Genomic DNA, 13,415 nt, shown 5'->3' with positions numbered 1-13,415 from the left:
GTTAACATATTTCAAACAATAAATGAACATTTTTTCTAAAAATATCAATAACTTTTTTTATCAAAACAAAAACGACCTCGCTCAAAGATGAGCCAAGTCGTTTCTTATACATATAAAAGTAATAATTATTTAAAACCGTCTGAAAAGACATCTCGTCCCTGAATAAAGTAGTCAACCCCGGAGTAAATGGTAAAGAATAGGCAAATGTATAGCATAATTTGACCGAACAGAATTCCCCAAATTGCAAAAATCACGTTATTAAGAAGTAAGAAGATAATTGCAATAAACTGGGTAGTTGTTTTAATTTTCCCTGGCATTTTAGCAGCCAAAACAATACCGTCTTGCTCTACCAACAAGAGACGCAACCCAGTAACCGATAATTCTCGCCAGATAATAATTGATGTTACCCAGGCAGGAACAACTTGATTACCAGTTAAAACAATAAATGCCGTCATTACTAGTAATTTATCTGCTAGCGGATCAGTAAACTTTCCAAAATTAGTTACTAAGTGGTGCTTACGCGCAATTCGACCGTCTAAATTATCGGTTAACGTTGCTGCAATAAATAAGATTGCAGCAATAAATTGTGAAACGGGAATTGTCGCACCCCAAAAGCTAATCGCACCCCACGATTGTAATGGGAGAACCATTAGCAGTAAGAAAAAGGGGATGATGATTAACCGCACAACGGTTAGTTTATTAGGTAAATTCAAATTACTTCCTCCTCATAACCATTAACGTGACTGCGTTTGGTTAGTTTGTGACTGTTGCGTTTGTGTCCGGTTCTGACTTTGATTTGTAGTAGTCCGGGCCGCATTAGTTGTAGTGCTTTGGGTTGTTTGGCTAGTTCTCGTCGTCTGGGTAGTAGTTTGCTGACCACTAGTAGTTCGACTAGAGGAAACACTGCTTGATACAGATGAACTTGATGAATTACCAAAGTGGATCGTCACTATTCGAGTATTATTGTAACGACCATTATCCGTAAAGTTAATCTTCTTATTACCAAGCTTTAAGGTAGTAGCTGAAGCATTACCAACAGTAATAACAACTGTATTGGTAGTTCGTTTAATAGTTACATTAGCCGTTGAATTAGCGTCCATTGTCCGGCTTAGAGCACTTGTACCATCAGTAGTAACACTGTTCCATGCCCGACCGCTTGTCTTAATTTGTAACTTGGCATCCTTCTTTAATGAAGCAGCATTGTAAGTAACACTATTATTATTCCGGCTAGCTTCTGTTAATTTAATAGCCGCACTCTTCTTTGGCTTATTAGAACTCTTCTTTACAGAACTGCTGCTCTTCTTCCGACTTTCACCCGAAACCGAAACAGAGCTATTATCGATCTTTGTTGAAGCATCCTGATGACCACGAACAATTGCTGTTACCCAAATTGCAGCTAGAACAATCACGATTACACACGCAATAATAATGGTTGGCATGTATTGGCGAACCTTGCTAACCCCTTGGCTAACGGTTTTCCGCCGATTTGCTCGTGTTTCAACTGCCTGACTAATGTGGTCGGAATATTCCTCCGTCTTCGCCTTAGGTAATTGTTCATTGAACTCTTTTAACAGCTCATTGCCATCAAGGCCCACCGTATCTGCATATTGCTTAATAAAGGCCCGAACGTAAAAGTCCCCTGGCAATTCGTCAAATTTTTCGTCTTCAATTGCAATTAAGTATCGCTTTTGAATTTTCGTTAACTGTTGTAAGTCATCTAACGTGTAACCCTTGGCTTGGCGGGCATCACGTAGCTTCTTTCCAATTTGGATTTGTTGTTCATTATCGTTTTCACTCATTGTGATATCTCCATCTCTGAATTTTAATCCTACCTGCTAATTATAGCATGGCATCCCGCTATCAATTATTAAGAAAGTATTGAATTAACGGTGCTGTGGAATAATTTGGAATACAGAAATCCCCCGTGAAACAATGAAGCGTTTGGCAACATCATAAAGGTCATTCAAATTGATTGATCGTAATTCCCTAATCTCATCCATCAGGTTAGCACCATCGAAGAAACTTCCTCCATAATGGTTTGCAACAGCCTCTGGCGAATCCAATAAGCCAGTTAAGCGACCAATCTCCGCATTCTTAATTTCATTAAAGCGTGTTCTCGCAGCATCAATTTGCTGATCCGCACTTTCTAAAATAGCAATCACTTCGTCCGCAAATCGTTCCATTTGATCCGTGTCAGAACTGAAATATGCGAAGTAAAAATCGCGTTGCATTTCTAAATTATAAGCAAATGAATCGTCAAGAACCTCATTATTGTATAAACGCAAATAATTGTCCGAAGTATCATCAAATAGGACATCGAGTAATAAGTCAATCGCTAATTTGTAATGCAACCGTTCTCGACCACTGTCAGGAAGCTCAATTCCACGCAACCCAACAATAACTTTTGGCCTGGCAACATCCATTGTTAGGGACCGAAACGGAATAACATCATGAGCAGCTGGATCATGAAGGTTAAAGATTCGCTCTGGTGTTATTGCAGGTAAGAATTGCCGACGACTTTGATTGTTAGTAACCCATTCAACAACCTCATCCGGATCCAACTTCCCTGCCAACACTAGGTTCATATTGCTAGGTTGGTAGAAAGTCCGGTAAGTCTCCATTAAGTACTCGGGAGTAATCTTGCTGATACTATCGACTGTTCCTGCAATATCAATATGCATGGGATCATTGGGATAAAGGTTGCCTAAGATTCCAAGATATAACCGCCAAGCAGCGTCATCCTCATACATTTTGATCTCTTGACCAATAATTCCCTGTTCTTTTTTAACCGTTTGCTCTGTAAAGTACGGTTCTTGAACAAAGTCGAGCAAGACATTCAAACTTTCCCGAACATGATCGGTAGTAGAAAAGAGGTAGCTTGTTTGGGTAAAACTTGTAAAGGCATTTGAATCAGCACCAAGTTTTCCGAATAGATCAAATGCATCGTGATCAGCCTTTTCAAACATTTTATGCTCTAAAAAATGCGCAATCCCATCTGGAACTTGAATTGCGTCTTTTTTGCCGTACGGAACAAAGTGATTATCAATTGAACCAAAATCAGTAGTAAAAATTGCATAAGTTTTATGGTAACCACTCATCGGGATCATCTGCAAGGATAAACCGGTTGGCAACTGTTGTCGATAAACCGGTTGGTTAAATTCGTCATAAACTTCTTTATTCATATAGTTTTATTTTTCACCACTCAATAAATAACTTGCCTGTAGTTTAATCATTGATGCAACCTTCATTACATCATTCTTCGTCACCTGGTTGATTTGATTTGCAAAATCCGTTTGTTCTCCTAATGAAAGCAATTGGTTAACCAGATGGTGTTCCAAAATATTATTTGCAAGGTCAAAGCCAGCATAATGCTGATTAATTAATGCATCCTGAACTTCACGCATTAAGTCTTCAGTAAAGTTTCCGGTTTGGAGTTCGGTTACTTGTTCCTGGATCATTGTTAGAGCAGTTTGGTAATCAGTTGGCTGGATTCCGGTTTGCACGTTAACTAACCCGGAAAATGGTGCCAGGCGACTTGAAGCGTAATATGCTAACCCTGCCCTTTCACGAACATTAGTAAATAGTTTTGAATAAGGGGTCCCACCAAAGAGCCCATTAAAAACTAATGCAGCCGGATATAGCGGATCTCGGTAGTAAATTGGCAGGTGATAGCCAAGGTCTAACTTAGCCTGACTAACATGCTGCTGTTCTTCTTGATTAATTACATCTTCATGAGCTTGTTGAAAGTAAAATGGCGTCTCAGGAAGCTGTGAATTTCGATCAGCAAACGGTAGCTGACAAATTGCTGAATGGACGTTTTCAGGATCAACATTTCCCAAGACAAAAATATCAACCTTATCCTGGTTAATCATTTTCTCATATGTTTGAACAAGGCTTGCAGGCGTACAGTAATCAAGATCCTTAATTTTACCAAAGCTCGGCGTCCTCATAACAGAATCAGGAGCATAATAGAGCTTTAATAATTGCTGATTAGCATAAAATTGTTTGTCATCGTATAGCGCTTTAATTGAACTAGCAAGGTTATTTACCTGAAGACGGAAAGTCGGGCTATCAAATTCACCATCATCAATTAATGGGTGGAACAGTACCTGATTAATCAACTCGGTTACCTGCGCAAATAAATTATTCTGTGCCAAGTAGTTATTAATAAAACTTGATCGCAGCCGAACGGTGTGTAACCGGCCTACCCGACCAACACCAAGTGAAACAAATGCTCCATATAATTTTGCCATCTGACGTGCAAGCGCTGTTTGTGTCGGATAAAGATGAGTACTTGTTTCCAATAGGTTAGCAAGGAGGTTCCTTGCTGTGGCATTCGTAGTTGTCTGTGGTGTCGCAAAGTCAATCAAGATATGGGTCATCTTAAACTGCTTTGTCGGAATAACATGCAAATCGACACCCTTAGCAAGACGATAATCCACTGATATATCTCCCTTCCCCAATGCAATTAAAATTATAGATCGAAACTAAATCATACTGAATAATGATACTTTATCACGCTCTAAATTACAAACTTTGTCAATAATTTAATTTTAAGAAAATGTGGGGACTGTGACATAAGTACTTTTACCAAGTTCAAATACGAACAGCGCGGTACGCAAATGGGTTCCAGTATCCGGTATAGCCGAACTCTGGAACCCTATTTGCGCTCTCCACTTCCATGGTTTAAAGATGTCACAGAAAAATTTTAATCTGCACCAAGGTAGTTACTATTAGTACCGAACCACTTCTGGTTAATTTTTCTTAATTCACCATTCTTTTGTAATTTACCCAGTCCAGCATTAATTTTTTGGTGAAGAGTCTTGTCGCCCTTCCGCATCCCCACAGCATAATACTCAACAGGGAGTTCTTTACTAGAATAGGTCCTGTATGAAGAACTATTTTTTTGGTGCTTAATATAATAATCTGCATATACCTGATCCATCAAAATTCCTTGAATCCGGTTTGCGTTTAAGTCGATAAACGCATCCGGGAAAGTATCATAGAGGACCGGTTTCTGGTTTTTAATTAAGTCCTTAAGAGCTTTAGGCCGCTCGTCCAATGCAGTAAGTCCAGTTGAACCATTCTGAACCCCTAATGATTTACCCTTCATACCGGCAAAGTTTAAAATGTTAGAAGCTTTTTTGGTAACAAGAATCTGCTCGTTCTTCAAGTATGGTCGACTGAAAGCAACCTTTTTCCGCCGACTAGAATTAATTGAGTAACCATTCCATAGCAAATCAATTGTCCCATTTTTCAATTCCGTTTCCTTCATCGACCAATCAATTGGTTGAAAATCGGCCTTAATCCCGTACTGCTTAAAGACAGCCCGTGCCAGATCAACATCATACCCAACTAATTTCCCGTTTTTTTGCCGAAAGCCCATTGGTACGAAACTATCATCCAGTCCAATAACAACCCGCTTTCTGCGTTCAATTCGGTTCCAGGTATCTTGAGTATTCGCACGTTGGGTAACACTCTCACAACCACTAAGAAAAATGATGGGCGTAATTAAAGCTAGAAGCACCAGCCAATATTTAATTTTACGCATCGCAAGCACCTCTCATTCTTAGTCTTGCCCTTGATCAAGTGGGTTAACTTTCAACAAATCGTCAGCAATTTCTTCGGCAAAGTCCAAATCGTGGGTAACTACTAGCTGGGTTACTCCACCCTTCTTTAGCGAAAGAATAATGTTAGCAACATCTTGACGAAGGTTCGGGTCAAGGGCTGACGTTGGCTCATCATAGCAAAGAATTTTAGGTTTCATTGCTAAAGCCCGTGCAATTGCTACCCGTTGCTTCTGCCCACCAGACAATTGCCAAGGGTAAAGATTGCCCTTTGTTGATAACCCTAATTCAGCTAATAACTCTTGAGCCTTTTTTACCGCTTCATTTTTGGGTTGTTTAAGCACCATCGTTGGCGCAAGGGTAATGTTTTCCATTACTGAAAGGTTCGGAAAAAGGTTAAAATCTTGGAAGACAACCCCAATTACCCGATCTGAAGCACCAGTTCCCTGAGGATCGAATGGCTTACCATCCATCAAGAATTCACCACTATCAGGAGTATCTAATCCTGTAATGCAACGTAACAATGTCGTTTTCCCAGCACCAGAAGGACCAACAATACAAAGAATTTCATCATCTTTAACGGTTAGGTTAACATCATCAAGGATTACCCGATTGCCAAAGCTTTTCTTTAAATTTTTAACTTCTAACATTGACTACTCCTCCTTACTTAAAATATGAGTACCGTTTTTCGACTTGACGTAATACCAACGTGCAAATTCCAACAAGAATTAGGTAAATTAAGCCAACCAGAAGTAATGGGATAAGAGTAACATCCCGTGAAGTTGCCACATTTCCTGCACGCAAGAGGTCACCAAGACCAATAACATAAACTAAGGAAGAATCTTTTACCAAGTTAATAACTTCATTTCCAATTGACGGGATAACGATTTTAACAACTTGGGGAATGATAATCTTCCGAACGGTTTGCCAGTAATTTAACCGTAACACTTTGGCAGCTTCATACTGACCAACACTAACTGATTGAAAACCACCACGGAATATTTCAGCAAAGTAGGCGGCATAATTAAGAATAAATGCAACTAAGGCCGCATCGTATCGTTGAAAGACAATTCCAATAATTGGTAATCCATAAAAGACAAAGATTAATTGCAGAAGTAATGGCGTGCCCCGCATCAGCCAAACGTAAATTTCTAAAATCCATTTAAGCGGCTTAACCTTCGATGTCAGTCCCAAACTTACAATGATTCCTAAGGGGATTGAAACAATTAGCGTCCAAAAAAAGATTTGTAGCGTTAATCCAGCCCCTTGAATAAGTGAGGGTAAGATTTGTGAAACATAATTAAGTGACATTTTAAAACCTCCTTGAATTTCAAAAACGTTAAACAAAAAAGTCCTCTTAAACTAACATTAGTTTAAGAGGACGAGCAAGTCGTGGTCCCACCTCATTTTATAATTACCTCACAGTAATTACCTCGTGAGTCTAATTATCTGGAAAGAGAAAAACGCCCTCATAGTCAAATATGACTATGAGGGCGTTTCACGCGGTTCCACCTCATGTTGTTACTTTCTCACAAAAGCAACCTCAGTAAGTTCATTAATTAAACTCCGCGCTGTAACGGGCTTCCCCGGATCCACCTACTTACTTCAATGGATCAACTTGCAGATGTGATTCAAGAACACCAGCTCATTCACATCCCACCACAGTGAACTCTCTTAAGAGCAAGTTAATTCTTTACTAGTCTGTTCTTCGTTTTTTGATATTGTCATGTATCCTACACTTGATAATTCACTTTGTCAATCCTTTTTTAGATCTTTTTTGTGTTAGAGCCCAAGTATAAATTGCCTGAATTGGCCAATAGAGGATTACAAAGTAAACCAAGTTAAGCGCTAGGGTTGGTGCAAGAGTAAACACAAGGTAATCGCCAATATCCATATGTGTAATCCCAACTAATGAATATGCCCAGTACGTCAACGTTACAAAGGCAACAATATCAATAAAGAAAATCATAATGATCGTTAAAAACGACTGGCTAAAATATCTTGAAAGAACTTTGGTAAGTTCAACAATTAACGGAAAAAGGAAAATGTCTAATCCCAAAATTCCCGTAAAGTAGACATCAAAAACGATCCCTGCAAGTGCAGCAAAGGGAATTAACGGAATTTCAATCTCTTCTTCAAAGTAATACGAGAGAACTAACCAAAGCAATACTAACTCACTCATCATTGAATATGGATAGCTAAAAAATAGTTTAGCCCAAACATTACTTAACGAACCATCTAAAAACAACGATATAAATAACCCTAACGGAAAAATGTATCTTAATCTCGATAATCTATACATTAAACCACCTCGATTAAGCCGGTTCGGCAACGGTCACAATATTAACGTCATTCATGTCAGCAGCGGGCTTGATATATACCTTTTGGGCTAATCCATAGTCATCTTTCCCTACACGGGTTACACGGCCAACGTAAAGGCCCTTCGGTGTTACCCCACCCATACCACTTGTCATTACCTTAGTACCCTTCTTTAACTTAGCCTTAGAACTAACTTGGCCCATAATTAGTTCATCAGTTGAAGCGTCATAACCGGTAATAATTCCGTTAACTGTTCGACCATTAGTTCCATCAATCGTTACGGCAAAACGATTAGCGGATTCACTAGTATTGCTTAATAGTTCAACCTTACTATTAGTCTTGTTAACCTCACTAATTCGACCAATCAAACCACTACCACTCATTACTGGCATGTTTTTCTTGATTCCATTAGATTGTCCCTTATTGATTACCAATTGTTTCTGCCATGATGATGGTGTTCTCATCATTACAGAAGCCGTAATTGTATTGTAATCAGTCAAGGATTTATTAAGCTTTAACTCTTGCTTCAGTTCTTTATTTTCCTTTGCTAAGGTCTGATCACGGACCTTCGTTTGTGCTAATTCAGTTACCTGCTGCTTCAATTCCCGGTTTTCAGAATATGTATTCATCAATTGCCCTACGGAACTAAAACCGCCCTGAACAGCATTTACCGGAATAGCAACGATTCCATCCACAAAGCCAACAATATCATTACCAAATTGTTGGATTAATGGGGGCGTATTCCGCCGATTGCGCATTGAAACAGAGCCGGCCATTAAACCGAAACACGCAATTAAAATTAGCACAAGAATAACAAGCCGTCGATTGGAAAAAAACTTGCGCATTTTATTCCTCCAGCATTTCTTTACTAGGTAATAAGAAAGGACTGGACAAAACAAATCGTTTTGCGACCAGCCCCATCCCGTTACTTATTACTTCTTCTTCATTACATCGATACTCTTTAATGATTCACCCGTACCAGTTGCAACACAGTCAAGCGGATCGTTTGCAATAAATACAGGAACCTTAGTAGCATCGGCAATTACGTCAGGCAAGTGCTTTAATAACGCACCACCACCGGTGAGGACGATTCCGTGATCAATAACATCAGCAGCAATTTCTGGAGATGTTTCTTCCAGTGTCCCCTTAATTGCATCAATAATTGAGGCAACAACATCTTGCAGTGCAACGGAAACGTCTTTTGCAGAAACTTCCATTGTCTTTGGTAATCCGGTAACAAGATCCCGTCCCCGAACTTCTGTTGAACCCATTTCAGCAGCAGCATCTGTAGAAGCAGAACCAATATCCCACTTAATCTTTTCGGCAGTTCGTTCACCAATCAGTAAGTTCATGTTTTGACGAACATATTGGGCAATTGCATCATTCATTTCATCCCCAGCCATCCGGATTGAACGACTAGAAACAATACCACCTAATGAAATAGTAGCAACATCGGTAGTTCCACCACCAATATCAACAACCATGCTTCCTGTTGGATCCATAACTGGAAGACCAGCACCAATAGCAGCGGCAAATGGTTCTTCAATAACGTAAGCGTCACGTGCTCCTGCAACACGAGTAGCATCAATCACAGCCCGCTTTTCAACTTCAGTAATTCCGCTTGGAACACATACCATCACGTATGGCTTACCGTTAGAATTACCAAGGGCCTTTTCAATGTAATACTTCATCATGGCAACAGTCGTATCATAATCAGCAATAACCCCATCCTTCATTGGACGAATGGCTGTAATACTACCTGGGGTTCGACCGATCATGTCTCGAGCATCTTTACCTACAGAGATAACTTCATTGGTCTTGGTATTACGAGCAACAACTGATGGTTCACGTAATACGATTCCTTTGCCTTCAACATACACAATTGTGTTTGCTGTTCCGAGGTCGATGCCAATATTTTTGGTTCCGATTCCTAGCAATCTGCTTCTTCCCTTCATTTTAGTAAATTATTTTTAATCTAATATCGAGCATATTATACCATAGCAAAAAGCCATATACGAACCTTAATATACACAATAAATTGCCATAAAAGACTTATTCTTTGATAAATTAACGTTTTCTTTAACTTTTTTCTTCCTCATTTTTGTGAAATGCCTGATTTTCACGCCAACTATAATAACTATTCCGACCGACAATGAGAAAATCAAGGAACGTTATCCCTAAGATCCGACTTCCCTTTTCTAACCGTTTAATCATCGCAATATCGGCTGAGGACGGTTCAACATTTCCAGAGGGGTGATTATGGACAACCGCAATCCCATTAGCCGATTGAAGCAATGCCCGCCGAAAAACGCGATCAGGATAGACGCTACATTCACTTAACCCGCCGACAAACATTTTTTTAATATCAATAATATCGTTATGGACATCCGTGCCAACTAAATAGAGGCTTTCTTGATTTTCCCCGCTTAACCGGTCCATCATCTCAGTGCTTAATAATTGACTGGAATAAGCGTGACCAAGCAATGGTGCCTGGCTCCGGACTACCATTGTCCCGAGTTCAATTGCTGCAAGAAGAACTTCCATTCGTTCATCTTCTTCAAGTAGCCTTTCTTTCTCAGCATTTGTCATATTTTTGATCGAAATTGGTGTTGGGTATTGGCCGATAAACTGGCGAAATAGTACATTTGCTTCTTCACTGCCATCAATTAAAATTCTGCCAACAAGCTGCAAGTATTGTGTTGATTCTGGTGTAAACATAAATAAAAACTCCTTTTTCCCGTTCTATATATACATAACGGAATAAAAGAAGTTTTGCATTATTTTATTTTAAATTTTTTCTAACTTCAGAAACAAAATAAAGTGAACCAGTGATAATCATTACATCATCAGCTGCCAATTCTTGAGATAGCTTGACGAATCCAGTTTGCCAATTTTCCGCAACTTGAATTGGGTACTTTGTCTTAAATTCACCAATCGTAGTCGCCAAATCAGCACTTGGTCGCTTAGGTCCAGGGCCTGCAAAATTAGTAACCATCAAGTGGACATTCCCCAAACTAGCCAATTCACCAAGCATTAATTCATATTGTTTATCAGCCAAAATGGCAACAAGGACGTACACTTCACGATCACTAAAATCATCGCGAATGGTTTTAACTAACGCCTGCATTCCGGGAAGATTATGTGCCCCATCTAATAATACTAACGGCTCACTAATTATCGTTTCCATTCGGCCGGGCCACCGAGTCATCTCTAACCCCTTTTTCAAATCGCCAGTGATTACCGGGATCCCTAGTTTGGTTAACACTATTTGTACTGTTGTAATCGCAATTGCAGCATTCTCAACCTGATAGTCACCGGCCAACCCGAGATTACTCCGAAAATGGTGCAATTGATCACCATCATATACGATCTCTGCTTTAATGGCATTTCGGTTAATCTTCTGTGCCGAAAAGTCTTTGCCTAATTCATAAACCTTGGCGCTCTTTTCATTTGCTTCTCTCATAATTACTTGACGCGCTGATGAGGGAAGCTGGCCGATAACTACGGGAACACCCTTCTTAATGATTCCTGCTTTTTGGTGAGCAATTTTAGCTAAAGTATCACCAAGATATTTCATGTGATCCCAACTCACGGTGGTAATCACGCTAACTAGTGGCGTAATTACGTTTGTTGAATCATATAGCCCACCAATGCCAACCTCAAGAAGGACTAAATCTGGTTGTTTTTCTGCAAAATAGCAGAACATAATTGCAGTATCAATTTCAAATTCAGTTGGTCCACCGGTTGGTAATTCCTGATCTAACTGCTGAACAACCGGTTCTACTTTGCGGGCTAACCTTGTCAAATCTTCATCGCTAATCGGCTCAGCATTCAATGCTATTCGTTCGTTAAAGCGGGTAATAAACGGTGAAGTAAAACTCCCCACATTTAGCCCTGCCTTCATTAACATTGACCTTAACATTGCAACAGTTGAACCCTTGCCGTTTGTTCCCGTAATATGGACATACTTCAAGCCTTTTTGCGGGTTTCCTAACCTGTCAAGGAAAAGTCTCATCCGGTCTAACGTTGGAATCTTTTTGAATTTTGTCCGTCCATGAATAAAGTTCAGCGCTTCAGCATATGATTCAATCATTTCTATCCCTTCCACTCAATTAACTTAAATCCCTTAGCAACTTAATATCACATCTTAACATAATTTAATCGGCAAATGGACTTTATTCTTATAACGTTAATTTATTACAATGCAATATACAAAAATAAAGGTCGAGAAAAACAAAATGCTTTTCTCGACCTTTATCATATTCTAGTGATATAAATCAAAGCGTCCCTTAGCAAAGAGTTCCTTCAATCCACCAACTTCTAGGAGTGAACGGTTAGCAATCATTTTCTTCATGAATGAACCAACATATCCCTTAACTTCGTGTCCCATTGCAACACCGAAAGCTCGTGTGTTACCAACTGAGGCAACAGTACCAAGTGACTTGTATGCATAAGGTTCACTCAATCGTTCGCCCTTTCTTACACGATCGTCAATGTCATCGGCAACATAATCAGCCATTGAAAGTGCCAATTGAGCTGTAGTTGGGTATGGACGAGGAGAACCTGGTGCCATAACCGCTGCCACATCTCCAATAATGTATAGGTCATCATGATCTGGATCATTTAAGTGATCAGTGACAACAACCCGGCCACGACGTTCGTTAAATCCAGATTCAGCCATTACTGGGCTACCACTAACACCGGTTGTCCAAATAATGGTACCAGCAGTCATTGATTCATCACCATTACCACGACCATGTTGATAAATTACGGTACTTAGCTTAATCCGTGAAATCAAGCAACTTGTGTAAAGGTGAACCCCAAGCTTCTTTACCAAGTTAACACCATAGTTAGCAAGATCCTGATTAAACATTGGTAAAAGACGTTCTGAGGCTTCAATCAATGAAATTTGAATATCTTCAGGCTTTACCCCTGCAATTTGGGCATAGCGTGGACGAGCATCAACTAATGCACCTGCTAATTCAATTCCAGTAAATCCGGCACCACAAACGATAATCTTCAAGTCATCAGGATTCTTGGTAATCTTGTAATCCTTCATCTTGTCAATAATGTGACTGTGAATTTCAAGTGCTTCCTTTACGTTTGTCATTTGAAGTGCGTTTTCCTTAGCGCCTTCGATTCCGAACGTTTCAGAAGTAAATCCAAGACTAACAACACAGTAGTCATAATCTAATGGTTGTTCACGATGTGCTAATTCAACCGTTTTATCATCAGGGTTAACCTTAACAACTTCATCCTGAATAAAGGTTGTTACCTTAGAATTAATCAAGTCACTAACCTGGTATGAAATCTTTGCAGGTGGTAGGTTTCCTGCAGCCACTTCATGAAGGTCAGTTGCTTCGTAGTGATAAGTATTCCGGTCAACTAAGACAATTCGTCCCTCACCCTTCAGCTTCTTTTGAAGGAGGACAACAGTTTTTAGGCCAGCGTATCCCGCACCTAGTACAACAATCTTCTTCATAAATAATTCATCCCCTATTTAAGTAATAGTATAAAACATTCTTTGTC

General features: G+C 39.6%; 13 protein-coding genes and 1 other annotated feature. All 13 genes read right to left on the bottom strand.

Going from position 1 to position 13,415, the window contains the following annotated elements; genetic code table 11:
- Positions 1-125 precede the first annotated feature (125 nt).
- Positions 126-713, bottom strand: coding sequence for a CDP-diacylglycerol--glycerol-3-phosphate 3-phosphatidyltransferase (gene pgsA / locus N4627_RS02510; RefSeq protein WP_260964907.1), 588 nt, complete (start codon positions 711-713; stop codon positions 126-128).
- 21 nt (positions 714-734) lie between these two features.
- Positions 735-1,799, bottom strand: a complete 1,065-nt coding sequence (locus N4627_RS02505) for a helix-turn-helix domain-containing protein (protein ID WP_260964906.1) — start codon at positions 1,797-1,799, stop codon at positions 735-737.
- Positions 1,800-1,883: 84 nt separating this feature from the next.
- Positions 1,884-3,182 (bottom strand): EF-P 5-aminopentanol modification-associated protein YfmH, encoded by a 1,299-nt coding sequence (yfmH, locus tag N4627_RS02500; RefSeq protein ID WP_124031454.1) that lies wholly within the window; start codon positions 3,180-3,182, stop codon positions 1,884-1,886.
- A gap of 6 nt (positions 3,183-3,188) precedes the next feature.
- Positions 3,189-4,442: an EF-P 5-aminopentanol modification-associated protein YfmF gene (gene yfmF, locus N4627_RS02495; protein ID WP_191337114.1), complete on the bottom strand. Its 1,254-nt coding sequence runs from the start codon at positions 4,440-4,442 to the stop codon at positions 3,189-3,191.
- A gap of 266 nt (positions 4,443-4,708) precedes the next feature.
- Complete coding sequence (locus N4627_RS02490; protein WP_260964905.1) at positions 4,709-5,551, bottom strand: amino acid ABC transporter substrate-binding protein; 843 nt, start codon at positions 5,549-5,551, stop codon at positions 4,709-4,711.
- A gap of 18 nt (positions 5,552-5,569) precedes the next feature.
- Positions 5,570-6,217 (bottom strand): amino acid ABC transporter ATP-binding protein, encoded by a 648-nt coding sequence (locus N4627_RS02485; protein ID WP_003717711.1) that lies wholly within the window; start codon positions 6,215-6,217, stop codon positions 5,570-5,572.
- Between the two features lie 13 nt (positions 6,218-6,230).
- Positions 6,231-6,878, bottom strand: coding sequence for an amino acid ABC transporter permease (locus N4627_RS02480; protein ID WP_040531661.1), 648 nt, complete (start codon positions 6,876-6,878; stop codon positions 6,231-6,233).
- 175 nt (positions 6,879-7,053) lie between these two features.
- Positions 7,054-7,285: a binding site (T-box leader), on the bottom strand.
- A gap of 29 nt (positions 7,286-7,314) precedes the next feature.
- Positions 7,315-7,869 carry a rod shape-determining protein MreD gene (mreD, locus tag N4627_RS02475; protein ID WP_260964904.1) on the bottom strand — a complete coding sequence of 185 codons (555 nt, stop codon included), beginning with the start codon at positions 7,867-7,869 and terminating at the stop codon, positions 7,315-7,317.
- Between the two features lie 13 nt (positions 7,870-7,882).
- Positions 7,883-8,731 (bottom strand): rod shape-determining protein MreC, encoded by an 849-nt coding sequence (mreC, locus tag N4627_RS02470; RefSeq protein ID WP_003717708.1) that lies wholly within the window; start codon positions 8,729-8,731, stop codon positions 7,883-7,885.
- Positions 8,732-8,818: 87 nt separating this feature from the next.
- A complete protein-coding gene (locus tag N4627_RS02465; protein ID WP_040531657.1) occupies positions 8,819-9,823 on the bottom strand; it encodes a rod shape-determining protein in 1,005 nt (334 codons plus the stop codon).
- A gap of 142 nt (positions 9,824-9,965) precedes the next feature.
- The gene (locus tag N4627_RS02460) at positions 9,966-10,604 is read right to left on the bottom strand and encodes a JAB domain-containing protein (protein ID WP_003717706.1); all 639 of its coding nucleotides are present in this window, start codon (positions 10,602-10,604) and stop codon (positions 9,966-9,968) included.
- Between the two features lie 64 nt (positions 10,605-10,668).
- Positions 10,669-11,979 carry a bifunctional folylpolyglutamate synthase/dihydrofolate synthase gene (locus tag N4627_RS02455; protein WP_040531655.1) on the bottom strand — a complete coding sequence of 437 codons (1,311 nt, stop codon included), beginning with the start codon at positions 11,977-11,979 and terminating at the stop codon, positions 10,669-10,671.
- 171 nt (positions 11,980-12,150) lie between these two features.
- The gene (locus N4627_RS02450; RefSeq protein ID WP_260964903.1) at positions 12,151-13,368 is read right to left on the bottom strand and encodes an NAD(P)/FAD-dependent oxidoreductase; all 1,218 of its coding nucleotides are present in this window, start codon (positions 13,366-13,368) and stop codon (positions 12,151-12,153) included.
- Positions 13,369-13,415 lie beyond the last annotated feature (47 nt).

The organism is Limosilactobacillus vaginalis, assembly GCF_025311515.1.
Taxonomy (GTDB): Bacteria; Bacillota; Bacilli; order Lactobacillales; family Lactobacillaceae; genus Limosilactobacillus; species Limosilactobacillus vaginalis.
The sequence above is the reverse complement of the archived record's forward strand: the minus strand, read 5'-3'. Positions and strand labels throughout refer to the sequence as shown.

Bases quoted from the DNA above. Each gene is read 5' to 3' on its own strand.
- N4627_RS02490 (WP_260964905.1), bottom strand. From the start codon at position 5,551: ATGCGTAAAATTAAATATTGGCTGGTGCTTCTAGCTTTAATTACGCCC.
- N4627_RS02450 (WP_260964903.1), bottom strand. From the start codon at position 13,368: ATGAAGAAGATTGTTGTACTAGGTGCGGGATACGCTGGCCTAAAAACT.
- mreD (WP_260964904.1), bottom strand. From the start codon at position 7,869: ATGTATAGATTATCGAGATTAAGATACATTTTTCCGTTAGGGTTATTT.
- N4627_RS02505 (WP_260964906.1), bottom strand. From the start codon at position 1,799: ATGAGTGAAAACGATAATGAACAACAAATCCAAATTGGAAAGAAGCTA.
- N4627_RS02455 (WP_040531655.1), bottom strand. From the start codon at position 11,979: ATGATTGAATCATATGCTGAAGCGCTGAACTTTATTCATGGACGGACA.
- N4627_RS02480 (WP_040531661.1), bottom strand. From the start codon at position 6,878: ATGTCACTTAATTATGTTTCACAAATCTTACCCTCACTTATTCAAGGG.
- yfmH (WP_124031454.1), bottom strand. From the start codon at position 3,182: ATGAATAAAGAAGTTTATGACGAATTTAACCAACCGGTTTATCGACAA.
- mreC (WP_003717708.1), bottom strand. From the start codon at position 8,731: ATGCGCAAGTTTTTTTCCAATCGACGGCTTGTTATTCTTGTGCTAATT.
- N4627_RS02485 (WP_003717711.1), bottom strand. From the start codon at position 6,217: ATGTTAGAAGTTAAAAATTTAAAGAAAAGCTTTGGCAATCGGGTAATC.
- N4627_RS02460 (WP_003717706.1), bottom strand. From the start codon at position 10,604: ATGTTTACACCAGAATCAACACAATACTTGCAGCTTGTTGGCAGAATT.